This window comes from Novosphingobium sediminicola (assembly GCF_014196525.1).
GTDB classification, from domain to species: Bacteria; Pseudomonadota; Alphaproteobacteria; order Sphingomonadales; family Sphingomonadaceae; genus Novosphingobium; species Novosphingobium sediminicola.
Map to the genome: position 1 here is coordinate 52,065 of NZ_JACIDX010000021.1, position 21,641 is coordinate 73,705.

The 21,641-nt window shown below is 63.7% G+C and carries 21 protein-coding genes; 5 read left to right on the forward strand and 16 right to left on the reverse strand.

What is annotated here, in order from left to right; genetic code table 11:
* The first annotated feature begins 90 nt into the window (after positions 1 to 90).
* Complete coding sequence (locus GGR38_RS21025) at positions 91 to 1,722, forward strand: FAD-dependent oxidoreductase (RefSeq protein ID WP_183628449.1); 1,632 nt, start codon at positions 91 to 93, stop codon at positions 1,720 to 1,722.
* A 4-nt stretch (positions 1,723 to 1,726) separates the two neighbouring features.
* On the opposite strand, the gene GGR38_RS21030 is transcribed toward GGR38_RS21025, so the two are convergent.
* The 12 genes from GGR38_RS21030 to GGR38_RS21085 form a co-directional block, all read right to left on the reverse strand.
* Complete coding sequence (locus GGR38_RS21030) at positions 1,727 to 2,494, reverse strand: glucose 1-dehydrogenase (RefSeq protein ID WP_183628451.1); 768 nt, start codon at positions 2,492 to 2,494, stop codon at positions 1,727 to 1,729.
* A gap of 106 nt (positions 2,495 to 2,600) precedes the next feature.
* A complete protein-coding gene (locus tag GGR38_RS21035; protein ID WP_183628452.1) occupies positions 2,601 to 3,800 on the reverse strand; it encodes a cytochrome P450 in 1,200 nt (399 codons plus the stop codon).
* Between the two features lie 14 nt (positions 3,801 to 3,814).
* A complete protein-coding gene (locus GGR38_RS21040) occupies positions 3,815 to 4,870 on the reverse strand; it encodes a phosphotransferase family protein (protein WP_246405129.1) in 1,056 nt (351 codons plus the stop codon).
* Positions 4,860 to 6,044, reverse strand: a complete 1,185-nt coding sequence (locus GGR38_RS21045) for an acyl-CoA dehydrogenase family protein (protein WP_183628454.1) — start codon at positions 6,042 to 6,044, stop codon at positions 4,860 to 4,862. Before GGR38_RS21045 ends, GGR38_RS21040 begins: the two co-directional genes overlap by 11 nt.
* 5 nt (positions 6,045 to 6,049) lie before the next feature.
* Positions 6,050 to 6,586 carry a VOC family protein gene (locus tag GGR38_RS21050; protein ID WP_183628456.1) on the reverse strand — a complete coding sequence of 179 codons (537 nt, stop codon included), beginning with the start codon at positions 6,584 to 6,586 and terminating at the stop codon, positions 6,050 to 6,052.
* 13 nt (positions 6,587 to 6,599) lie between these two features.
* Positions 6,600 to 8,006, reverse strand: a complete 1,407-nt coding sequence (locus tag GGR38_RS21055) for a 2-oxo acid dehydrogenase subunit E2 (RefSeq protein ID WP_183628458.1) — start codon at positions 8,004 to 8,006, stop codon at positions 6,600 to 6,602.
* Positions 8,007 to 8,017: 11 nt separating this feature from the next.
* Positions 8,018 to 9,031 carry an alpha-ketoacid dehydrogenase subunit beta gene (locus tag GGR38_RS21060; protein WP_183628460.1) on the reverse strand — a complete coding sequence of 338 codons (1,014 nt, stop codon included), beginning with the start codon at positions 9,029 to 9,031 and terminating at the stop codon, positions 8,018 to 8,020.
* Between the two features lie 16 nt (positions 9,032 to 9,047).
* Complete coding sequence (locus GGR38_RS21065) at positions 9,048 to 10,031, reverse strand: thiamine pyrophosphate-dependent dehydrogenase E1 component subunit alpha (protein WP_183628462.1); 984 nt, start codon at positions 10,029 to 10,031, stop codon at positions 9,048 to 9,050.
* Positions 10,032 to 10,067: 36 nt separating this feature from the next.
* Positions 10,068 to 11,276 (reverse strand): acyl-CoA dehydrogenase family protein, encoded by a 1,209-nt coding sequence (locus tag GGR38_RS21070; RefSeq protein WP_183628464.1) that lies wholly within the window; start codon positions 11,274 to 11,276, stop codon positions 10,068 to 10,070.
* Positions 11,277 to 11,283: 7 nt separating this feature from the next.
* Complete coding sequence (locus tag GGR38_RS21075) at positions 11,284 to 12,441, reverse strand: thiolase family protein (RefSeq protein ID WP_183628466.1); 1,158 nt, start codon at positions 12,439 to 12,441, stop codon at positions 11,284 to 11,286.
* Positions 12,438 to 12,818 carry a Zn-ribbon domain-containing OB-fold protein gene (locus GGR38_RS21080; protein ID WP_183628476.1) on the reverse strand — a complete coding sequence of 127 codons (381 nt, stop codon included), beginning with the start codon at positions 12,816 to 12,818 and terminating at the stop codon, positions 12,438 to 12,440. The genes GGR38_RS21075 and GGR38_RS21080 overlap by 4 nt, the downstream gene beginning before the upstream one ends.
* A gap of 219 nt (positions 12,819 to 13,037) precedes the next feature.
* Positions 13,038 to 13,808 carry a helix-turn-helix transcriptional regulator gene (locus GGR38_RS21085; RefSeq protein WP_183628550.1) on the reverse strand — a complete coding sequence of 257 codons (771 nt, stop codon included), beginning with the start codon at positions 13,806 to 13,808 and terminating at the stop codon, positions 13,038 to 13,040.
* A gap of 115 nt (positions 13,809 to 13,923) precedes the next feature.
* Here GGR38_RS21085 and GGR38_RS21090 point away from each other — a divergent pair, with 115 nt between their 5' ends.
* Positions 13,924 to 14,991 (forward strand): acyl-CoA dehydrogenase family protein, encoded by a 1,068-nt coding sequence (locus GGR38_RS21090; RefSeq protein WP_183628478.1) that lies wholly within the window; start codon positions 13,924 to 13,926, stop codon positions 14,989 to 14,991.
* A 39-nt stretch (positions 14,992 to 15,030) separates the two neighbouring features.
* Here GGR38_RS21090 and GGR38_RS21095 read toward each other — a convergent pair whose 3' ends face one another.
* Positions 15,031 to 15,813: a ThuA domain-containing protein gene (locus GGR38_RS21095; protein WP_183628480.1), complete on the reverse strand. Its 783-nt coding sequence runs from the start codon at positions 15,811 to 15,813 to the stop codon at positions 15,031 to 15,033.
* A complete protein-coding gene (locus tag GGR38_RS21100) occupies positions 15,810 to 17,276 on the reverse strand; it encodes an aromatic ring-hydroxylating oxygenase subunit alpha (protein WP_183628482.1) in 1,467 nt (488 codons plus the stop codon). Before GGR38_RS21100 ends, GGR38_RS21095 begins: the two co-directional genes overlap by 4 nt.
* A gap of 170 nt (positions 17,277 to 17,446) precedes the next feature.
* Between GGR38_RS21100 and GGR38_RS21105 the strand changes: the two genes are divergently transcribed.
* Genes GGR38_RS21105 through GGR38_RS21115 form a run of 3 tightly spaced genes read left to right on the forward strand, consistent with a single transcriptional unit; the run spans position 17,447 to position 19,819 of the window.
* On the forward strand, positions 17,447 to 18,226 hold the full coding sequence (locus tag GGR38_RS21105) for an SDR family oxidoreductase (RefSeq protein WP_183628483.1): 780 nt from the start codon (positions 17,447 to 17,449) through the stop codon (positions 18,224 to 18,226).
* A gap of 2 nt (positions 18,227 to 18,228) precedes the next feature.
* Complete coding sequence (locus GGR38_RS21110; protein WP_183628485.1) at positions 18,229 to 19,032, forward strand: SDR family NAD(P)-dependent oxidoreductase; 804 nt, start codon at positions 18,229 to 18,231, stop codon at positions 19,030 to 19,032.
* A gap of 10 nt (positions 19,033 to 19,042) precedes the next feature.
* Complete coding sequence (locus tag GGR38_RS21115; RefSeq protein ID WP_183628487.1) at positions 19,043 to 19,819, forward strand: SDR family oxidoreductase; 777 nt, start codon at positions 19,043 to 19,045, stop codon at positions 19,817 to 19,819.
* Positions 19,820 to 19,860: 41 nt separating this feature from the next.
* Here the strand turns inward: GGR38_RS21115 and GGR38_RS21120 are convergent, their stop codons facing one another.
* Both GGR38_RS21120 and GGR38_RS21125 read right to left on the reverse strand, forming a co-directional pair.
* On the reverse strand, positions 19,861 to 20,292 hold the full coding sequence (locus GGR38_RS21120) for a nuclear transport factor 2 family protein (protein WP_183628489.1): 432 nt from the start codon (positions 20,290 to 20,292) through the stop codon (positions 19,861 to 19,863).
* Complete coding sequence (locus GGR38_RS21125) at positions 20,289 to 21,611, reverse strand: aromatic ring-hydroxylating oxygenase subunit alpha (RefSeq protein WP_183628491.1); 1,323 nt, start codon at positions 21,609 to 21,611, stop codon at positions 20,289 to 20,291. Before GGR38_RS21125 ends, GGR38_RS21120 begins: the two co-directional genes overlap by 4 nt.
* Positions 21,612 to 21,641: the final 30 nt, after the last annotated feature.

Genomic DNA, 21,641 nt, shown 5'->3' on the forward strand with positions numbered 1-21,641 from the left:
GACACTTGAGAGGTTCGGGCATGTCGGAGTTTGGCTATCATCGAGCCAGAGGCGCCACAACACAAAGCGCCTGAAGCGGGAGAAATGGCGATGGCGCAGGCCGAATATGACCTGATCGTGCTGGGTTCGGGGGCGGCGGGGCTAACGGCCGCCTTGACGGCGGCGGAGGAAGGCCTGCGCGTTCTCGTGGTCGAAAAGGGCGAGAAGATCGGCGGCACCAGCGCTTGGTCGGGCGGCCAGATCTGGATCCCCTGCAACCCCCACCAACAGGCCTATGACAAGGAGGACAGCCGGGACAAGGCGCTGACCTATCTGGAGAGCATGTCGAACGGATTGATCGATCCGGATATGGCGGCGGCCTATATCGACGGCGGCTTGGCCATGGTGCAGTTCCTTGAAGAGCGCACTCCGGTCAAATTCAGCGTGGTGCCCCATTTCCCCGATTATCACCCCGAACAGCCCGGCGCGGCATCGCGCGGGGGGCGGACGCTGGAATGCCCGGTCTATCCCTATGGCGAATTGGGGGAATGGGCGGAGAGGGTGGAGAAATCGCCCTATTACTGGCCCCACGTCTATTTCACCGTGGGCGAGACATCGCTGGCGCAGGCGGTGCCCGATCCCTTGCCGGTGGAAGAAGCCGAGCGTCGCGCGGCCAATGATGAGCGCGGTCTGGGCCATTCGCTGGTGGGCCGTTTGCTGCGCGGGTGTCTCGACCGGGGGGTGGAATTCCTGCTGAGCGTCGGGGGCAAGGATCTGTTGCTGGAGGACGGGCGCGTCGCGGGCGTCGAATTGGCGGATGGACAGATGTTGCGGGCGCGCAATGTGATGCTGGCCACGGGCGGGTTTGAGCATAATGAGGCGTTCAAGAAAGCCTTCCTGCGCGGGCCATTGCAAAATGCGGTGTCGATCGACACCAACACCGGCGACGGGCAAAAGATGGCGATGCGGGCGGGCGCGATGATGGGCTCGATGCGCGAGGCATGGTGGATGCCGATTGTCGAGGCCCCGCTCAACGCCAAGGGGATGATGCTGTTCACCGGCGAGCGGACCTTGCCCGGTACGATCATGGTCAACCGCAAGGGCCGGCGCTTTTGCAACGAAGCGGCCAATTACAACGCCTTTGGCAGCGCCTTTCACGAGATTGACCAGAACAGCAGCACCTATCGCAACCTGCCCTGCTGGTGCGTTTTCAATCAGGCGTTTTACGACAAATGGGGCTTTCTCGATGCGCAATTGATCGGCACCGGCGATGGCCATCGCAAAGAACCGGCGGATTGGATCGCGCGGGGCGAGACGCTGGGCGAACTGGCCGGGGTGCTGGGGGTTCCGGGTGATGCGCTGACCGCCACGGTCGAGCGTTGGAACGCGATGGTGGACCAAGGGGCCGATGAAGATTTCGGGCGCGGCGAGAGCTATTACGACCTCTATTGGGGCGATCCGGCGCATAAGGGCCGGAAAGCGGCCACGCTGGGCCGGATTGATGGCGGGCCATACTATGCCGCCGAGGTGAAAAGCGGCGCGCTGGGCACGAAGGGCGGGGCGCAGACCGATACGCTGGGCCGGGTGCTGGATCTCGATATGGTGCCTATCCCCGGCCTCTATGCCGCCGGCAATGCCATGGCCAGCATGATGGGCATGACTTATGGCGGGGGCGGCGGCACTTTGGGGCCGGGGATGGTGTTTGCCTATCTGGCGGGGCGGCACATGGTGGGGCGCAATTGACAGGCTATCGGGTGAGATAGCCCGCCTCGACCCCCAGCGCGTGGCCGGTGACATAGCTGGCCGCATCGGAACATAGCCACGCGCTGGCTTCGGCTACTTCTTCGGGGCGGCCAAACCGGCCAAACAGGCTGAGTGTGGGGGCGAAATCGGCCTCGGTATAGCCGGTGTCGGCCAGCGACTGGCGCAGCATCGGCGTGTCGATGGCGCCGGGCATCACCGCATTCACGCGAATGCCCTTGGGCGCCACTTCGACGCTTCCGGTCTTGGTCAGGCCGATCACGCCATGTTTGGCCGCGACATAGGCAGAATTGCCGGGCAAGGGCCGCACAGAGCTGACCGAGGCAATATTGACGATGGCGCCCGCATCGCCCTGCGCCAGCATCTGGCGGATCTCATATTTCATGCACAGCATGACCGAGCGCAGATTGACCCGGATCACCCGGTCCCACACTTCCATATCGGCATCGGCAATCGGCAGCAGATCGGGCGCAATCGCGGCATTGTTGACCGCACAATCCAGGCGGCCAAAGGCGGCGACACAGGCCGCGATCATCTCGGCCACCTGCGCTTCTTCGGCGACATCGCAAGATTGCGCCACCGCCGCCCCGCCCATGTCGAGAATGGCCTGCACCGTCTCTTGCGCCGCCGCCATATTGCGGTCGGCCACCATCACGCTGGCGCCATAGCCCGCCATGACCTGCGCCGTGGCCGCGCCCATGCCCATTCCGCCGCCGGTCACCAGCGCCACCTTGCCATCGAGCCTGTTACGCATCGCCATTCTCCCGTTTCGCCATCTGCGTGGCCGGGGTCATATTTGCATGGCGCGGCGCCCTTGCCCCCTATCCTTTCAGGCAGTGTTGGCCGGCGGCACCAACCCGCTATTTCCAGATCAGCGGAAGGCTGGTCAACGTGCCGACATTGCCCGCCTTCATCGTCACCGGCCGGGCCGGATCAATGGCAAATTCAGGGAGCGCCCCCAGCCATTCTTCAAGGAACACGATCATCTCCATCCGCGCCAGCCCCGCGCCGACACAACGATGCGCGCCAACGCCAAAGGTGGTGTGGTGGATGGGATTGAGCCCGCGATCAAACCGCGCCTCCTCGGGCTGGTCAAAACAGGCCGGGTCGAGATTGTGCAGCATACTGGGCAGATAGACGATGTCGCCTGCCTTGATGGTGACGCCGTTGACCTCGAAATCCGCCACCGCATTGCGCGACACCGAGGCCGAAGGATAGCGCCGCATCAATTCATCCGCCGCCGCCGGGATCAGATCAGGCTGGCCGCGCAGCAGGCGCTGATCGTCGGGATAGCGGGCCAGATGCATCGCCACCATGCCGACCATCGCCGCCACCGTGTCCAGCCCGGCGAACAGCACATTGCGCGCCATACGCAGCGCCTCGTCCAGCGTCCATGCGCGGCCCTGCACCGGCTCGGCCAGAATGCGGCTGAGCAGATCCTCGCCCGGCGCGGCCAGTCTCTGGCGGACATGGGGGCGCAGGTAATCATCCACCGCATCGCGCAATTCGACCACGCCCATCGTGCCGTCGGGCCGGGTCAATTGCGCGCCCAGCGGGCGCAGCCTTTCGCGATCCTCCACCGGCACGCCCAGCATCGAGAGGAAGATATGCACCGGGAAGATCTCGGCAAAATCGGGCATGAAATCGCAGGCGCCGCGCGGCTTGAGCTCCGCGATCAACTCTTGCGCCAGAGCGCGCACCGCCGATTCCAACGCGGCGATATGACGCCCGGCAAAGCCCTTCATGATGGGGGTGCGAAACGCCTTATGCTCGGCCCCGTCATTTTGCAGCGGGATGAGCTGCATCACCTCGCCAAGGCCCGGCACCACGGCCAGCACCTGGCTCGACAGGTTTGCCGTATCGGCCCAAAGGCGGCGGATCACCGCGCCATCGGTGGCGATCCAGTGGCCGCCAAAGGCCGGTGTCCATACCAGACCCGGCCCATCGGGGCGCCGCAGCGCCTGCCACGCCGCAATATAGTCCGCCTCGGCGCCGGGCGGATCAAAGATGTTGAAATCAAAGACCAGTTCGGCGGGAACATGAGCAGGTATCACAGCCATGGCGGGACGGCTTTCTAGACGAAGGAATGGGCGAGGCGCGCCAGCCTTGGAAAGGCCTGCGCCCTTTGGGCGGCCTGCGCATTGCTGGCATTGCCGCGCAGCACGCGGCCTTTGATGCCATGGAAAATCGCGGCCAGACGGAAGTAGTTGAAGGCCAGATAGAAGTTCCAATTCTCGATGCCGCTGCGCCCGGTGCGCCGGCAATAGGCGGCTATGTAATCCTCAAGCGGGGGCAGGCCCAGCGCCGCCGGGTCGGCCCCGCCCAGCCCGGCGACAATGTCGGGCGGCATCGAATAGACCATCGCGTGATAGGCAAAATCGGCCAAAGGATGGCCCAGCGTTGAAAGCTCCCAATCCAGCACCGCCAGAATGCGCGGCTCGGTGGGATGAAAGATGGCATTGTCGATGCGGAAATCGCCGTGGACGATGCTGGTCTCATCGCCATCGGGAATGGCGCCGGGCAGCCATGCCACCAATTCGTCCATCACCGGATCGCGCCCGGCCAGCTCGTCGGCCAGATATTGCTCGCTCCACCGTTTGATCTGGCGGGCGAAATAATTGCCGGGGCGCCCGTAATCGCCCAGCCCGACCGTGTTGTAATCGACCGAATGCAGCGCGGCGATCACGCGGTTGGTTTCATCATAATAGGCCGCCCGCTCGGCCTTTGGCAGGTCGGCAAGGCTGGCGTCCCAGAACACCCGGCCCTCGACCATGTCCATGATGTAGAACGCGCTGCCGATGATGCTGCCATCCTCGCACACGGCATGGATGCGCGCGACCGGGACATCGCTCCCCGCCAGCGCCTGCTGGACCCGCGCCTCGCGCAACACATCATGCGCGCCTTTGAGCACCGGCCCGGCGGGCTTGCGCCGCAGCACATAGCGCGCGCCCGGCGTGGTCAGCCGATAGGTCGGGTTCGATTGTCCGCCCTTGAACTGCTCCACCGTGACCGGCCCTGCAAATCCGTCGAGATGGGCGCCAAGCCAGCCCTCCAGAGCGCCCACATCGAACTGGGTCCGCATCGCGCCCACCCCGCTGTTGGCGGCGGCCATATCGGCCTTATCCGCCATGGGCGTGCTTCCACTCGCGCTTGATCTTCTTGGCAAGGCTCCATTTGTGAACCTCGGTGGGGCCGTCATAGATGCGAAAGGCGCGCACCTCGCGGAAGATCTGCTCGACGATGGTGCGGTCGGTCACGCCCGTCCCGCCCATCACCTGAACGCAGCGATCCGCAATCCGCATCAGCGCCTCGGACACGGCCACCTTGGCCATGCTGCTTTCCACCGTGCCAAGGCTGCCGGTGTCCAGCACGCCCGCGCACCAGTCGATCATCAATTCGGCCTGTTTGAGGTCAATCATGTTTTCGGCCAGCATGAAGCCGACGCCCTCGTGGTCGATCAACGGCTTGCCAAAACCCATGCGGCGGTTGGCATAATCGCCGGCGATCTCCTGCGCCCGGATGCAGCCCCCCAGCCAGCGCATACAGTGCGAGAGGCGGGCCGGAGACAGGCGCACCTGCGCATATTTGAATCCATCGCCCGCATGGCCCAGCAATTGATCGGCCGGTACGCGCAGATTGTCGATGGTCACATCGGCATGACTGCCGGGCATCGAGGTGTCGATCGTATTGGGCACATCGTCAATGCGGATGGCCGGATCGGGCAGATCGACAAGGAACATGCAGGCGCCGCCCTTGCTGTCCTCTTCTTCCGATTTGGCCATAACGATGCCGACGCTGGCCCCCTGCGCTCCGGTGATAAAGCGCTTCTTGCCGTTGATGACCCAGTGGTTGCCGTCGCGCCGACAGGTGGTGATCATCATCGAAGGGTCAGACCCGGCCCCGCCCAGTTCGGCCGGTTCGGTCATGAAAAAGGCTGAACGCGCCCGCCCCTCGACCAGCGGCGTCAGGAAACGCGCCTTCAGATCATCATTGGCGACATGGCCGATCAGATACATATTGCCCTCATCGGGCGCCATCGTGTTGCAGGCCAGCGGCCCCAGCGGTGACAGGCCCGACGCGATCAGCACCACCGCCGTCTCACGCTGGGTCAAATGCGTGCCATCGGGCAGGATATGGGGCGTCAGCACCCCGGCGGCGCGGGCCAGATCGCGCATTTCATAGACTAGTTCGTCCAGCGGTGCCCCATGATGGTCGCGGCGCGGATCGGCTTCATAAGGGATGATGCGGGTGCGGACGAAATCCTCCACCCGCGCGGCGATATCGGATGCGCGCTGCGTCACCATGGCCCTCAACCCAACCTGCGCAGCGGTTCGTTGCCGTCCCAGTCGCGGGCGGCCTCGCGCATCATGGCGAACAGCTCGGGGCCACCCTCCATCAGCTTGACATATTCGATGACATTGCCCGGTCCGCCGCCCGCATCGGCATAGATGACCGCGCCGCTCTCGCCCACCTTGCCCTCGATCAGGATCGTCGCGCCCGCCTCGTTGAGCGCTGCACGCGCCGCATCAATGTCGTCCACCGCGACACAGACATGGTGCAGCCGGTCCTTGACCGCATAATCGCCGGTGTAGATCGAAGGCGCATCATTTTCCGCCCGGATCAGCTCGATCTGCATATCGCCCCAATAACCCCATGCCGCCGAGATCACCGCATTGGTGGGCTGGCCCAGATAGGTCATTTCCGCGATCTGGATATTCTCCATGATGAAGAAGGGACCGGCGCCAATCACTTCTGTCCAATGGCGCAGGGCGGCGTCAAAATCGGATGGCAGATAGGCCATCTGAAAAATCGGGCCGATATCGGTCAGCGGGCCGCGCTTGGCCATGGTCATGGTCCTTTCAGGCAAACAGGGCTTCAGGCGCTTCGATCAGCCCCTTGAGCGTTGCGAGGAATTGGGCCGCCGCCGCGCCGTCAATCGCGCGATGATCGACCGAGAGGGTCAGGGCGAGGCGGGTTTCAAAGCCCGCGCTGCCATCGGGCCTTTCGCACACGGCGCGGGCCGCCGCGCCCACGGCGAGGATGGCGGCCTGAGGCGGGTTGATGATGGCGGCAAATTCCTCCACCCCGAACATGCCAAGGTTCGAGATCGAGAACGTCCCGCCCTCCATATCGCCCAGCGAGAGGCGCCCGGCCTTGGCTTTGTCGATCAAGGCGGCGGTGGCTTGCGCAATCTGGGCCACGCTCTGGCGGTCGGCCTGACGGACGATGGGCGTGACTAGGCCATTGGGGCTGGCCACGGCGATGGCGACATCGGCATGGGCAAAGCGGTGGATGGTGGCGCCATGGACCTGAACATTGACATCAGGGTGGCGGGCCAGCGCGATGGCGGCGGCGCGCACCAGATAGTCATTGATCGAGGCCTTGGCTCCCAGCACCAGATTGGCCGTTTTTCGCAGGGCCAGCAGTTCATCGAGCCGCGCGCTGGAGCGCAGATAGAAATGCGGGATCTCCTGCTTGGCCTGGGTCAGGCGCTGGGCCACCACTTTGCGCACGCGGTCAAACGGGACGATGGCGGGCGGGTTGGGCACAGGCGCAAAAGCCGCGCCCTGCGTGGGCGCAGGCGTTGCCACCAGCGCCAGCACGTCGGCCTTGGATATACGCCCGCGCGGGCCGGTGCCGGTGACGCCCGACAGGTCGATCCCGTGCTGGGCCGCGATCCGGCGGGCAAGGGGCGAGGCAAAGGCCTTGCCTTCCTCGGCCAGCGCCAGCGTGCCGACCAGCACCGGCCGTGCGGGCGCGTTCAAGGCCTGCTGGACATCCTGCAAGGTGATGCGGCCATGGCGGCCTGAACCCTCGATCGGCTCAATGTCCAGCCCGCTGGCCTCGGCCAGTTTGAGCGCTTCGGGGCTGATCGCGCGGTTGGTCTGGATCGGGCGCGGGGCAGGGGCGTATGCGGGGGCGGGGGCCGGATCTTCCTTCACCACCGCGCCGGGGTTGGTCGGCGCATTGGCGGGGCGGAAGGCGGCGATGAAGGCGTCGATCTCTTCCGCGCTGGTTCCGGCCTGCGCGGTCACGGCCAGCAGCGTGCCGACCGGCTGTGCCTCAGCGCCTGCGGGCACCAGCACGCGGGCCATCACCGCGTCATATTCGGCCTCGACCTCATTGGTGATCTTGGCGGTCTCGATCAGGCACAGCAATTGCCCCTTGGCGAATGTGTCACCCTCGGCCACTTTCCAGTCGGCCAATGTGCCTTCGGTCATTTCGATGCCCCACTTGGGCATGCAGAACGGGCGGATGTCCGGCATCATCGCCTCCCTTATCGCCATGCCAGCACGCGGCGCACCGCCGCCTCGATCTTGTCGACCGAGGGCAGATAGGCGCTTTCCAATTCGCGGGCGAAAGGAATGGGCGTGTGCGGCGGGGTGACTTGCAGCGGCGGGGCCTTGAGGCTGGAAAACGCTTTTTCGGCCACCAGCGCGCAAAGATCGGCGCCAAGGCCGCAGCGCGGCGGCGCTTCATCGACCACCACCACGCGGCCCGTCACCTCGACGCTGTCGAGGATCGTCTCTTCATCGAGCGGGCTGGTGGTGCGAAGGTCAATGACATCGCAGCCGATGCCTTCGCCTTTCAGCTTGTCCGCCACCGCCTCGCACATGCCCAGCAAAAGGCCCGAAGAGATGATCGTGACATCGCCCCCGGCGCGCGACAGGCGCGCATGGCCAAAGGGGATCATGAAATCGCGGTCATCGGGCACCTCGCCGGTGGTGGCGTAAAGCGCTTTGTGCTCAAGAAAAATCACCGGATCATCGTCGCGGATCGCGGTGCGCAGCAGGCCTTTGACGTCGGCGGGCGTGGTGGGCATCACCACTTTCAAACCCGGCATGCCCGTCAGGATCTGATGCACCGACTGGCTGTGCTGGGCCGCGGCATTGTATCCCGCGCCATAGGCCATGCGGATCACCGCCGGGCAGCGCGTCTTGCCGCCGAACATATAGCGGAACTTGGCAATCTGGTTCCAGATCTGGTCGAGCGAGACGCCGATGAAATCGGCAAACATCAGCTCGGCAATCGGCCTCTTGCCCGAGAGGGCCAGCCCCGCCGCCGCGCCGATGATCGCGCTTTCCGAAATGGGCGTGTCGATCACTCGGGTTGCGCCGAAACGGTCATACAGCCCGGTCGAGGTCGACCAGATGCCGCCGATGGCCTCCGGTCCGCCCTCGGTGCCCATGCCGCCCACCACGTCTTCGCCCAGCACCACCACATTGGGGTCGCGCTCCATCTCTTCCATGATGGTGGAAAGAACGGCGGCGCGGTACATCATATTGCTCATCAAACTTCTCCCGCGCTTAATAGGCGATATAGACGTCGGCCAGAACGTCTTCGGGTGTTGGCCTTGCGGCGGCGCGGGCGGCGGCCACAGCCCCTTCGATGGCGGCCATCACATCATCGTCCACCGCGTCCAGATCGGCGTGCGAGAGCAGGCCGGCGCCTTTTACCGAGGCGCGGAACCGGGTCAGGCAATCGCGCGTGGCCCGGATACGGTCGAGTTCGCCGGGGCCGCGATAGCGCTGGGGGTCGCCCTCGAAATGGCCAAAGAAGCGTTCGGTGTCGAATTCCACCGCCGCCGGGCCGTTTCCGGCGCGCACATATTCCAGCACTTCACGCATCGTGTCGTGAACGGCGAAGAAATCGGTGCCGTCGGCGCGCCATGCTTTCATGCCAAAGGCTTCGGCGCGACTGGCGATGTCCTGATTGGTGCCCACCGCATAGGACACGCCGGTATGTTCGGAATAGTGGTTGTTTTCGAACACAAAAATGCACGGCGCCTTGGTCACGGCGGCAAGGTTCATCGCCTCGAAGGTCGTGCCCTGATTGCAGGCGCCGTCGCCGGAAAAGGCGATGGCGATTTTCAAGCCGTCCGGCCCCGGTCCATCGACGCGCGAGGCCAGCGCCGCCCCGACCGCAATCGGCGCACCCGCCCCCACAATGCCATTGGCCCCCAACATGCCCTTGGTCACATCGGCAATGTGCATCGACCCGCCCTTGCCCTTGCAAAGGCCATCGCGGCTGCCCCAGATTTCCTTCATCATGTCATCCACATCGCAGCCCTTGGCCAGACAATGGCCATGGCCGCGATGGGTCGAGACGATCTTGTCGGCGGGGGAGAGATGTTCGCACACGCCCACCGCCACGGCCTCCTGGCCGCAATAAAGGTGAGTGAAACCGGCAATCTCGCCGGTCTGGATTTCGACATGCAGCCGCTCTTCAAATTCGCGGATGATCTTCATCTGGCGATAGGCGGCCAGCAGGGCTTCTCGGCTCAATTGCATTTCCGGCTCCCGGCGTTTGTTGTTCTGTTTAGCAGGCTAGAGGTTGAGCACCGTCTTGGCGATGATGCTGGCCTGCACCTCGTTGGTCCCGCCAAAAATGGTCCATGCCCGGCTGTTGAGATAGCGGGCGGCGGCAACCTGGGTCTGGCGATTGTGGACGGGCGTCGGGGCGTCCGGGCCATAAAGCGGACGGCGCATGTCCAGTTCCAGCCCGGCAAGGCCCAGCAGATCCATCGCCAAAAGGTCGATTTCCTGTCTCAGGTTTGAAGCCAGCAGCTTGACCAGCGAGGTCTGCGGCCCCGGCGCCTGACCCTGTGCGATTTCGGACAGGATTTTCAGCTCGATCATCTCCAGCGATTCCACCCCCAGCCGCGCGCGCGCCACCCGGCGGCGCCAGTCGGCATTGTGGGCCATCACGCCGCCTGCGCCATCGGGTTGGTCGGCGGCATCGGCGTAAATCCGGCGCAGGTCATAGGCCAGCTTGGGCGCGTGGCACGACCCGCCCCGCTCGTTTTCCAGCAGAAACTTGGCCAGTTTCCACCCATCGCCTTCTTCGCCGACAAGGTCGGAGGCGGGGACGACGACGTCCTCCAGAAACACCTGATTGACCTCATGGTCGCCCGCCAGCGTCAGGATCGGGCGCACCGAAATCCCCGGCTGGTTCATATCGACCAGCAGGAAGGAAATGCCGGTGCTTTTATGCCCGCTGGCATCGGTGCGGGCCAGACAGAACATCCGGTTGGCCCAATGGGCATGCGTGGTCCAGATCTTGGACCCGTTGAGGATATACTTGTCGCCATCGCGCACCGCGCGGCATTGCAGGCTGGCCAGATCCGACCCGCTGGCCGGTTCCGAAAAGCCCTGACACCAATAATCCTCGCCCGACAGGATGCGGGGCAGATAATGGGCCTTTTGCTCGGCCGTGCCGAACGTATAGATGACCGGCGCCACCAGTTTCAGCCCCAGCACCGTCAGATTGGGCGCGCCCGCCTCGGCGCATTCCTTTTCAAAGATATAGCGCTGTACCGGGCTCCAGCCCGTGCCGCCATATTCCTTGGGCCATTGATAGGCCAGCCAGCCCTGTTTGTGCAGAATGGCATTCCACGCCTGGCCGATGTCGGGTTCGACAAAGACCGACGGGGTCGCCGCCGCGCCTTCGCGGATCTGCGCCGTCAGATGCGCGGCCAGAAACGCGCGGACCTCTTCGCGGAAGCGCAGTTCTTCGGGGGTGAGTTCAAGGTTCATGGCGGCTCTATGTGTGCAAAATGGTGACGGCCGAGACGCCGGGGGCGCCATAGACGTGGCTGTAGGCGGTGCGCGGGGCGCCGGGGACTTGTCGCCCTGCGCCAAGACCTCGCAATTGGACGACATTTTCATAGACCTGTCGCAGGCCCGACGCGCCGATCGGTTCGCCGCAGGCAAGGCAGCCGCCGTCGGTGTTGACCGGCAAGGCGCCGCCGATTGCGGTGCGCCCCTCGGCGATCCATTGCTCCTGATCGCCATCGGCGCAAAAGCCGTTTTCGGCCATGTGCATGATTTCGGCGCCCGCCTCGGTGTCCTGCAATTGGGCCAGGTCGATTTCGTCCGGCCCGATTCCTGCCTTTTCAAACGCGGCGGCGGCGGCAAGGCGGGTGGCGGTGTTGACCCCGCCGCCAATCTCGATGCTGGGGGCAAAGACTTCAAAGCTGGCCGGGGGGCGGGTGCGCATGGTGGCCGCGGCCAGATGGATCGGGCGAATGCCCAATTCGCGCGCCTTCTTCTCACTGGCCAAAACCAGCGCCACCCCGCCTTCGCCCGGCGAGCAGAACATATATTTGGTGAAAGGATCAGAGACCATCGGCGCGTTCAGGATGGTGTCGAGCGCCACTTCCTCGCGCCGCCACGCATGGGGGGCATGCACCCCATTGGCAAAGGCCTTTTGCGCCACCAGCCCCAGTGTCCGGCGGCTGATGCCATGCAGGTGCATATAGCGCATGATCTTGGCCGCGAAGAATTGTGTTGTGACCATATAGCCCGCCGCGCCATACCATTCGGGCAGGTTATATTCGGCGGGCAGCGCATTGAACGCCCCGCGCGGATGCTTGTCAAAGCCGACCGCCAGCCCCAGTTCAAATTCACCCGAACGGATGGCCATTTGCGCGGAAAACAGCGCCGATCCGCCGGTGGCGCAGCCATTCCTGACGTTGATGAACTGCATCCCGGTCAACCCAAGCCGGTCGACCATCGTGTCGGGATTGCCCGCCGCATCCGATCCGCCATAGGCAAATTGGACGTCGCCCCACGCCACGCCCGCATCGGCCAGCGCGGCGCGCACCGCATGGGCGCCCTGATCCAGCCCCGACACACCATCGGTTCGGCCAAAGGGGTGGATGCCGATGCCGATGATGCAGACATTGGTGGCCGCGCTCATTGTGCGGCCTCCCTTTCAGTTACAGTTGCCGGACGAAACGCGGGGAGCCAGAACGGGTCCTGCGCGGCCGGATCAAGCGCCACGCGTGTCAGCTCGACCGCCATGCCAATGCGGATCGCGTCCAGATCAACGCCCACCAAACGCGCCTCGATAATCACTGCGCCGGGCAATTCGACATAGGCCAGCGCCCAGGGTTCAAAGGTCTCCGGCCCGGCATAGGGCGGGGTTTTGGGGCGAAACCGCTGGATCGTATAGGACCACACCGTGCCGCGCGTGGGCAGGGCCACCGGATCGAACTGGTCGCCGGGATACGGAAAGGTTACGCGCCCGGTCTGCCGATGGCGTCCGCCCATCAGATGCAGCGGGGCATCGGGCATAAACAGGGGTGCGTCGGCTGACAGGGCGGCTCTCCTTATGGTTCCCGTTGATTCCTCAGTCTGGATAAAGCGCCCCAATGCGCCCGCTGGCGACTCTTCAAAACGCTAGGCTGACAGAATTTTCAGGCCCGTTCGGCCCGGCGGGCCATGGCGCCAAAGCGGACAGCCCCATCACCGGGGCGGTGTGGGGCCAACAAGGTTGCCAAGCCGGCTCCGCGATCATTTGTGCAGCGAGATATAGCCCAGTTGCGCCGCCTTGAAGACAGTCTGGCTGCGGTTGACGGCGTCCAGCTTGATAGAGGCATTGTGGATGTGGAAACGCACCGTGGCCCGGCTCCGGCCGATGATCATGCTGATTTCCAGATCGGTCTTGCCGATCGCGGCCCAGCGCAGGCATTCCACCTCGCGCTTGGACAGGCGCGATTTGGCGGGCAGCGCCTGAGCCAGCCCCATCGTGTTGACATAGCTGGCGATGAAGGTGCGGCCCAGCAGGCCGAAAATGTCGCCATAGCGTTCGAACATGTCGCCAAGATCGGTGATCGATTGGTCCAGCGGGTTGAACGACACCGCACCGATCTGGCCAAAGGGCAGATGGACCGGCACGACAATGGCGGCCCTGGTCATCGCGCGCGCTTCAAAATTGCTCAGATCAATGCCGCTCAGATAGCGGTTGGCCTGCCTTGTGTGAAAGCCTTTTTCATTGAGCCAGAACGGCTCGCTTTCAAAGCGGCAGGCCGAGGTGATTGGCGAATCCAGCGCGATGCGCGGGTTGCGCCACCATGCCTTCTCGCTGGTCCAGCCAAACACGTCGCGGGCCAGCACATTGCCCTCGGTGTCCACCGGGGTACGCTTGTCGGCGATGCTGTGGGCCGGGGCCGCCTGCATGCCGCAATCAAGGGCGATGCGGTTGAGGGCTTCGGCTGCAGGGCGGATCTGGTCGGGCGATGCGATTCGCACGGCGTCAACCCATTCAAGGCTTGGGGCATCCATCTCCAGTACCATTTCGCTTTGCCTTCTTTTGTTCGGGCGTTGAGGCATCCTAGCCTTTTTCGCAGCGTTTTTGGCCTGACGGTAGTGCTAGATTATTGGCCAAGGGAGCAAAACCGTGAATTTCGATCTCAGCGAAGAAGAGATGATGCTTGAGGCTCTGGCCGACCGCTTTGCGGCCGAGCGCTATGACATCGAGCGCCGCCGCGCCTATCAGGCGCAACCTCATGGTTTCAGTCAGGAAAACTGGGATATGCTGGCCGATTTCGGCCTGATGGCGGCGCCCGTCGCGCCCGAACATGGCGGGTTGGGATTGACGGCGGGGGCGATGGTCACGCTGTTCATGGCGCTGGGCCGGGGGCTGGTGGTCGAGCCTTTGTGCGAAAGCGTGCTGGTGGGCGCGCGGCTGCTGCTGGAAGGGGCCGACGAATCGCTGGCCGGGCCATGGGCCGAGGATCTTTGCGCCGGTCGCCGCCGCGTCGCGCTGGCCCATGCCGAACGCGCGCGCACCGTGGCGGCCACCGTCACGGACATGCGCATCAGCGGCGAAAAGCATTGCGTGCCCGCGGCCATCGGCGCCGACGCCTTCATCGTCAGCGCCGCCGACGAACAGGGGGTAGGGCTTTATCTGGTGGCGGCTGATGCGCCGGGCCTGTCCATCACGCCGTGGCGGATGATCGATGGCAGCGTCGCCGGATTGCTGCGCTTTGATGATGCGCCCGCCGGCCATCGGCTGAATGGCGGTCTGGAATTGCTAGATGCGATCATGCCTCTGGCCGATTTGGCCCGCGCGGCCGAGGCGGTGGGGGTGATGCAGCGCATCTTTGATGAATCGCTCGAATATCTGCGCACACGCAGCCAGTTCAACACCGCGCTGGGCCGGTTTCAGGCGATCCAGCACCGGATGGTCGCGCATTATGCCGCGCTGGAGCAGAGCAAGGCGCTGATCAATTCGGCGCTGGTGGCCGAAGGGCAGAATGGATTTGCGCAGGCCGTCCACGGCGCGCGGGCCTTTATCAGCCAGGTGTCGGTCGAATTGGGCCATGACATGATCCAGTTCCACGGCGGCATGGGCGTGACCGACGAGCTCTCGATCGGCCATGGCCACAAACGTCTGGTGCTGCTCTCGCGCTGGCCGGAATGCCCGTTGGCCCAGCTTGACCGCTATGCGCAGGAGGCGGCCTGAAACAAAGGGCCGGTGAGGGTGCTCACCGGCCCTTGGATTTTACGCGGCCAGCGGTTCTTTGAGCCAGCCCAGCCCCCGGCACAGCAGATCATAAAACACCGGCAGATCCCACGCGCAGCGGTCCACACTGGGCCACCAGTCGAGCATCGGTTGCAGGTCATAATGGCCCCGGCAATGGCCCAGCGTCAGATAAAGCACCGCGCCCCGGCCATGATCCTTGATATAAAACACCGGATGGCGCCCCGGCGCGCCATCGGCCTCGACAAAGCCCGTACCCGGCTCGGTGCAGGCGGTGTCGAGCAGCACATGCAGATCGCCGTGGGTTTCCAGATGGTACAGTTCGTCGGTGGTCTCGAAAGGTTCGACCCCGCTCACCAACGGATGTCGGGGGTCGGCCACTTCGACAAGGTAGGGGGCGATGGGCGGGTGGCTGATGAACTGGCTGCCCAGCAGATCCATGAACAGCGGCGCCCAGCGCGGCGCATCCCACAGGCCCGCATTCGGCCCATCGGCCAGCAGGCGCAGCACCGAATTGGTACCATGGAGCGCATACCAGCGCCCGCCCCGCTCCAGCCATGCCTTCAACGCCTCCTGCGCGGCAAGGGACGGCGTGACGTCGCAGGTATAGGTGATGATGATGTCGGCCGCCTCGATGGCGGCGATGTTTTCATAATCCTCGAACACACGGGTGCGGATGGCCGGATCCTCGCTCAGCAGCTTGAGCAGTTCAAGCCGGGCAAAGTCCATGTCGTGCCACACCCCGCCGCAGATCAGCACGCAATTGATGCGTTTGGGATGCGCTTGGCTGATGCCCTCGCTCATGCCTGCTTCCCGTCGCTGCCTTCAGGAATGTTCAGATAGCGGTCGAGCGTCTGCTGAAACTGGCGCAGGCGGATTTCCTGATAATTGCCCAGATTGACGATGCCGTTTTTCGAGGCATGCAGCCCTTCCTGAACAAAGGGCAGATTGTCCATATCCTGTTCGAACACATCGCCCAGAATGCCCAGTTCGGGTGCCTCGGTCCATTTCTGGTCCAGCCGCAGGAATTTCATCGGCACGCCGCGCGGATGCTTTTCCCCCTTCTTCACGCGCATCAGGATGCGGACCTCCATGATGCATGTGTCGGGCGTTTTGCCGGGGCGCCAGCGATAGACGATGTTGGGCATGAACCCGCCCCAGGGCGCGAAATTGGGGAACACATTATAGACCAGTGCATCGAGCAGTTCGGCGTCGGTGGCGTCCTCATGGTCATAGCCGGTTTGGGCGGTATAGGCCGCGCGCATCTTGGCGCCCAGCGCCTGACGCGCGGTCATGCCGTCGGGCACAGAGACGTAATAGGGATCCTTGCCCCCTTCGTAATTGTCGCCGCTGCGGCCGTTATATTTGACAAATTCGTCCACGATCCACTGCTGGTTGTGGGCGGCGGGGTCGAGGTGGGGCGACATGATGCCAAAGGGCACCAGATTGACGTTCACATGATCGCCCCATGTCCAATAGGCGCTGTTGCAATCGCCGGTGAAGGGCAGAAGCTGGGGATGGGTGACGATGGTGTGCCATGCCTCCATAAAGGCCTCGGCGGTCACTTTCCAATTGGCGGGCACCTCTTTGCCAACCCACATGACGGTGGTGCATTCCTCGTGCCGCCAGCGTTTGAAATGCTCGGGCAGGGGGGCCAGATAGTCCTCAAGGCTCTGCTCACCCGGCTCCTCGCGCAGGAAGATATAGCCGCCCCACTGGCCGACCTCGACCGGGGGCAGCGACAGGTTGGCTTCCTCCAGATGGGCAAAATCCCATTTGCAGGGCATGTGGTTGAAGCTGCCGTCCTTGTTCCAGGCAAAGCCGTGGAAGGGGCAGACGAAGCGGTCGGCATGGCCATCCTCGGTGCGCAATTTGCGCCCGCGATGCAGGCAGACATTGTGCATGGCGCGCACCGAACCATCATCCTGACGAGAGATCAGGAAGGATCGCCCCGCGTTTTCATAGACCACATAATCCCCTGCTTCGGGCAGGTCTTCTTCGCGCGCGGCAAATTGCCAGACGCGCGGCCACATGCGCTCGCGCTCCAAACGGGCGAAATCCTCGCTGGTATAGCGCGCTGCGGCCAAAGGCTTGCTGCCCCGGTTTTGGTAAGAAGGCGTGGTCAGCACATCGGGGGCGGGGCGCGAATCCTGCGCCATCAGTTCCAGCCAGCTGATGCCCTCGGACACCGGCAGGCCGCAGCTTTCAGGAGAAGGTTGGGCCGGGGTGGGTTTGATACGGGTGGTGGTGGGGTCGCTGTCCGCCATGATGGTTTGCCGTCCTGTCCTCTCGTGCCGGGTCGCGCGCGCCCGGCTGTTGTGCCGATCATGGTCTATTATGGCCAAAGGGGGCAAGTCACCTTGCCGAAAGCATAGGTTTCGCCCGCGCGTTAATCGGGCATGATGGGCCCAAGAGCATAATTTAAGGAGAGCGATCAGTGGCCAGCAGGCTGGAAGGAAAAGTTGCGCTTGTGACGGGCGGAACCAGCGGGATCGGCGCGGGCACGGTGCGGCGTCTGGCCGCCGAAGGGGCCAAAGTGGTCTTCACCGGATCGAAGGCGGAGATTGGCGAGGCGCTGGCCGCGCAGGTCGGCGGATTGTTCGTCAGCCACCGCGTCGAGGATGCCGAGGCTTGGCCCGCGCTGATCGACAAGGTGATGGAGGCCTATGGCCGGCTCGACATTGCCTTTGCCAATGCGGGCACGGAACAGGGCGACGCCAGCATCGAGGATGTGTCCATCGAGGCATGGAGCAGGCTGGTCGGCATCAACCAGACCGGGGTGATGCTGACTGTGCAGCATGCGATCCGCGCCATGGCCCGAAACGAGGGCGCGACCGGCTCGATCATCATCAATTCCAGCATGAATGCGGCAAGGCCGCTGGGCAATTACGTCACCTATTCGACCACCAAGGCGGCGGTGGTGGCGCTGGCCAAATCGGCGGCGGTCTATTGCGGGCAAAAGAAATACCGCATCCGCGTCAATGCCATTCTGCCCGGCGTGGTGGAAACCGACCTTATCCGCAACATCATGGAAAGTATGCCCGATCCGGCGGCCGTGCGCGCCATCTACGAAGGCATGGCTCCCTTGAACCGCATGGCGCGGGTCGAGGAAGTGGCGGGGCTTGTGGCCTATCTGGCCAGCGACGAGGCGGCTTTTGTGTCGGGCGCGGAAATCACAATCGATGGCGCCACCACCGCCGGCATGATGGGAGTTTGACCATGGGCAAGCTGGAGGGACGCGTGGCGCTGGTCACCGGCGGTTTGCGGGGCATCGGCCTTGCGATTGCCACAAGATTTGTCGCGGAGGGCGCGCAGGTTCTGATCGCCGATCTGGACGCGGCAGGCAGCGAGGCGGTGGGCGAGACCGTCGCCGCTCTGGGCGAGCGCGCCGCCTATATCAGCGCCAATGTCACCGACGAGGCCTCGTGGCAGGGCATTGCCGATCATATGCGCGACACCTATGGCGCGGCGCATATTCTGGTCAACAATGCCGGGATCGATCTGACCGGGCCGGTGGAAACGCTTTCGCTTGAGGCGTGGCGGCGGATCATGGCGGTCAATGTCGATGGAGTGTTTCTGGGCACGCGGGCGCTGGTGCCGTTGATGGCGCAGAGCGGGGCCGGTGTCGCGGGCGGGGCCAGTATTATCAACATCAGTTCGATCATGGGGCTGGTCGGCTATTCCGAAGTTTCGGCCTATAATGCCAGCAAGGGCGCGGTGCGCCTGTTTACCAAGGGCATCGCCATCGAATTTGCCACCAAGCGCATGCCGATCCGCGCCAATTCGCTCCATCCCGGCTTTGTCAAAACGCCTTTGCTCAATGCCGGATTCCAGCGTTGGGTGGACAAGGGTTTTGCCCAGAAGCCGGAGGACCTGGTGGCCGCGATGGAGGCGGCAACCCCGATCCGGCGCCTTGCCGAACCATCCGAACTGGCCGGGCCCGCGCTGTTTCTGGCCAGTGCGGATGCCAGCTATGTCACCGGGGCCGAACTGGTGGTCGATGGCGGCTGGACCGCGCAATAGGAGAGGGTCGATGAGCATTTCTTTGGACAATGTGGTGGCCGTAGTGACGGGCGCGCGGGGCGGCATCGGGCGCGAGGTCGTGCGCGCGATGAAGCAGGCCGGCGCGGTGGTGGTGGCAACCGATATGGTGGCGCCCGGCGATGTCGGGGCCGATCATGCGCTGGCCCATGATGTCACCGATGCGGGCGATTGGCAGGCGGTGGCCGATCTGGTGGCGCGCGAATATGGCCGTCTCGATGCGCTGGTCAATGTGGCGGCGATCAGCATCGTGGCCAGCATCGAGGAGACCCCGCTGGAGGAGTGGCGGCGCATCCATCAGGTCAATGTTGAAAGCGTGATCGTGGGGGTGCAGACGCTGCTGCCCATGTTGAAAGAAGGCGGCAAGGCGCGGGCGAGCGGCGCGTCGATCGTCAATTTTTCCAGCGTGGGCGGGATCAAGGGCGCACCCTTTAACGGTGCCTATTGCACCAGCAAGGCGGCGGTCAAAATGCTGTCCAAATGCATGGGCGCCGAATTTGCCGCGTTGGGCTATAATATCCGCGCCAACAGCGTCCATCCGGGCGGGATCGACACGCCGATGCTGCAATCCATCATGCAGCGCTATGTCGATCTGGGGGCGGTGCCTTCGCTCGATGTTTCGATGCAGGGCGTGATTGCGGCCCATCCCATCGGGCGGTTGGGGCGGCCCGAGGAAATGGCGGGCGGGGTGGTTTATCTCTGCTCGGATGCGGCCAGCTTTGTGACGTGCAGCGAGTTTATGATGGATGGCGGTTATTGCATGAGCTGAGATGCAAAGGCCCGGCGGGATGATCCTGCCGGGTCTTTTGATTATCCTTGCGGCGTGACCACCGGGGGCAGGAGCATCGCCATGCCAAGCCGCGCGATCAGCCAGCCATCGCTCCCCCGCACCAGATCAAAACTGTAGCGCGCCTTGACCTCCAGCAGATTGCCATCCTTGCCAAGGCTGAAGGCATGGCCATAGGCCTGAACCTGCGCGGACCCGGCAGGATCATAGGCATTCACTGCGATATTGCTGATAAAATGGGCGTTCTGCGCCATCCCGGCAAACGCGGTCACGAAAAATTCGCGCACACCCTCGCGCCCGACAATCTCGCCCATGCCCAGCGCGGCAAGGTCATAAACGCCATCGGGCGCAAAGAGCGCGGCCACGCCATCGGCATCGCCGATCCGGTCCACCGCCAGCGCATAGGCGGTGACCAGATCGGCAATGGCAATCCGTTCGGAGGGTGGGCAGGTCATCGGCGTCCCTCGACATAATCGTTGAGCAATTCGTGAAAGCGCTGGATGCGCTTTTCCTGCGCGGGCAGGAAGCAGCCCTTGAAGCCGCGCGAATTGAGCCCCTGTTGCTGGGTCGTGCCGATCGAGAGATCCTGATCGGCGACAAAGCCGAGGGAAACGCCGTCGCCATATTTGCTGTGGCGCACCACCGCGTCATGGCGCAGCGGCACATTGCCGATCGGCGTGGCCACTTCCTTCATCCCCTTGATCGGCGGCATCAGCACCCAATGCTGGAAAATGCACTTTTCCGGATCGGTGGGATGCGGTTCGGTGCGCAAAACCTGCAACTGTTCGGGCGACATGGTCAGTGTGAGATTGGGGAACAGCGTGCAGTGGAAATAGTCCACCAATTGCTGGTCGGTCATATCGGCATACATCGTATAGCCGCGCTCCGGCCCCAGGCGGCGCTTGGCCTCGATCACGGCGGCGCGGATGTCGCCGGTGTGGCCTTTGTAATCGGCCGGATCGATGCCCCATGCGCGGGCAATGTCGTCCAGCGGGGCGGGCACTTCGGCGCTGTGATAATCGGTGCGGGTGGTGGCCTGATGGCCGATCATCCACATCGAATTGTGGCCGCTCTCATACATCTCGAACAAGGTGGTGGGCAGACCGTCATTGATGAAGGTGGCCAGTTCGGGATGGATGGTGGGCAGGTGATAGCTCTCGTTGAAATTGTCGCGGATGATCTTCCAGTTGAAATCGGCATCGCATGAAAGTTTGAGCACCCGCACCCAATTGTCGAGGCCGTAATTGGCCAGACGGTCCTGCAAAGGCGCCATCCATTCGCGTAAGGGAGGGACATCATCGTCCATGCACCAGAACACGAAAGGCCCCCAAGTCTCGCAGCGCAAAGATGAGAGATGGACCTTGCCGCAGGGGTTGCCATCGGGGAAATCATCCGGGTCCTGCACCTTGGCCAGCACGCCGTCGGGGGTGAATTGCCACCCGTGATAGCCGCAGGTGATGCGCGGCATATGGCCCGCATCGCCCAGCACCAGCCGATTGCCGCGATGCGGGCAGGAATTGTAGAAAGCGCGGATCGTATCATCGCCCTGACGGACCATGATGACCGATTCCTTGCCGAAATCATGGCGGATAAAATCGCCCTCTTCCTCCAGTTCGGCCAGCATGCCGCCAAGGTGCCAGACCTTGGGCCAGAGATTGGCGTGTTCCTTCTTCATCCATTCGGGCGAGATGTAACGGTCCGCCGTGATCGTGTCGCCGCGCACGGCCACATCGAATTCAGGCGAATAGCGCGATTTGTTGTCTTGCAGCGTCATGGGATGCTTTGTTCCGTTTGCTTGGCCGGG

What these genes read in the sequence shown, in the direction of transcription:
- GGR38_RS21120 (WP_183628489.1), bottom strand. Translation starts at nt 20,292, where the DNA reads ATGACCTGCCCACCCTCCGAACGGATTGCCATTGCCGATCTGGTCACC.
- GGR38_RS21085 (WP_183628550.1), bottom strand. Translation starts at nt 13,808, where the DNA reads ATGGATGCCCCAAGCCTTGAATGGGTTGACGCCGTGCGAATCGCATCG.
- GGR38_RS21040 (WP_246405129.1), bottom strand. Translation starts at nt 4,870, where the DNA reads ATGGCGGATAAGGCCGATATGGCCGCCGCCAACAGCGGGGTGGGCGCG.
- GGR38_RS21070 (WP_183628464.1), bottom strand. Translation starts at nt 11,276, where the DNA reads ATGAACCTTGAACTCACCCCCGAAGAACTGCGCTTCCGCGAAGAGGTC.
- GGR38_RS21110 (WP_183628485.1), top strand. Translation starts at nt 18,229, where the DNA reads ATGGGCAAGCTGGAGGGACGCGTGGCGCTGGTCACCGGCGGTTTGCGG.
- GGR38_RS21095 (WP_183628480.1), bottom strand. Translation starts at nt 15,813, where the DNA reads ATGAGCGAGGGCATCAGCCAAGCGCATCCCAAACGCATCAATTGCGTG.
- GGR38_RS21065 (WP_183628462.1), bottom strand. Translation starts at nt 10,031, where the DNA reads ATGCAATTGAGCCGAGAAGCCCTGCTGGCCGCCTATCGCCAGATGAAG.
- GGR38_RS21035 (WP_183628452.1), bottom strand. Translation starts at nt 3,800, where the DNA reads ATGGCTGTGATACCTGCTCATGTTCCCGCCGAACTGGTCTTTGATTTC.
- GGR38_RS21055 (WP_183628458.1), bottom strand. Translation starts at nt 8,006, where the DNA reads ATGCCGGACATCCGCCCGTTCTGCATGCCCAAGTGGGGCATCGAAATG.
- GGR38_RS21030 (WP_183628451.1), bottom strand. Translation starts at nt 2,494, where the DNA reads ATGCGTAACAGGCTCGATGGCAAGGTGGCGCTGGTGACCGGCGGCGGA.
- GGR38_RS21045 (WP_183628454.1), bottom strand. Translation starts at nt 6,044, where the DNA reads ATGGTGACGCAGCGCGCATCCGATATCGCCGCGCGGGTGGAGGATTTC.
- GGR38_RS21075 (WP_183628466.1), bottom strand. Translation starts at nt 12,441, where the DNA reads ATGAGCGCGGCCACCAATGTCTGCATCATCGGCATCGGCATCCACCCC.
- GGR38_RS21080 (WP_183628476.1), bottom strand. Translation starts at nt 12,818, where the DNA reads ATGCCCGATGCCCCGCTGCATCTGATGGGCGGACGCCATCGGCAGACC.
- GGR38_RS21115 (WP_183628487.1), top strand. Translation starts at nt 19,043, where the DNA reads ATGAGCATTTCTTTGGACAATGTGGTGGCCGTAGTGACGGGCGCGCGG.
- GGR38_RS21100 (WP_183628482.1), bottom strand. Translation starts at nt 17,276, where the DNA reads ATGGCGGACAGCGACCCCACCACCACCCGTATCAAACCCACCCCGGCC.
- GGR38_RS21025 (WP_183628449.1), top strand. Translation starts at nt 91, where the DNA reads ATGGCGCAGGCCGAATATGACCTGATCGTGCTGGGTTCGGGGGCGGCG.
- GGR38_RS21060 (WP_183628460.1), bottom strand. Translation starts at nt 9,031, where the DNA reads ATGAGCAATATGATGTACCGCGCCGCCGTTCTTTCCACCATCATGGAA.
- GGR38_RS21125 (WP_183628491.1), bottom strand. Translation starts at nt 21,611, where the DNA reads ATGACGCTGCAAGACAACAAATCGCGCTATTCGCCTGAATTCGATGTG.
- GGR38_RS21050 (WP_183628456.1), bottom strand. Translation starts at nt 6,586, where the DNA reads ATGGCCAAGCGCGGCCCGCTGACCGATATCGGCCCGATTTTTCAGATG.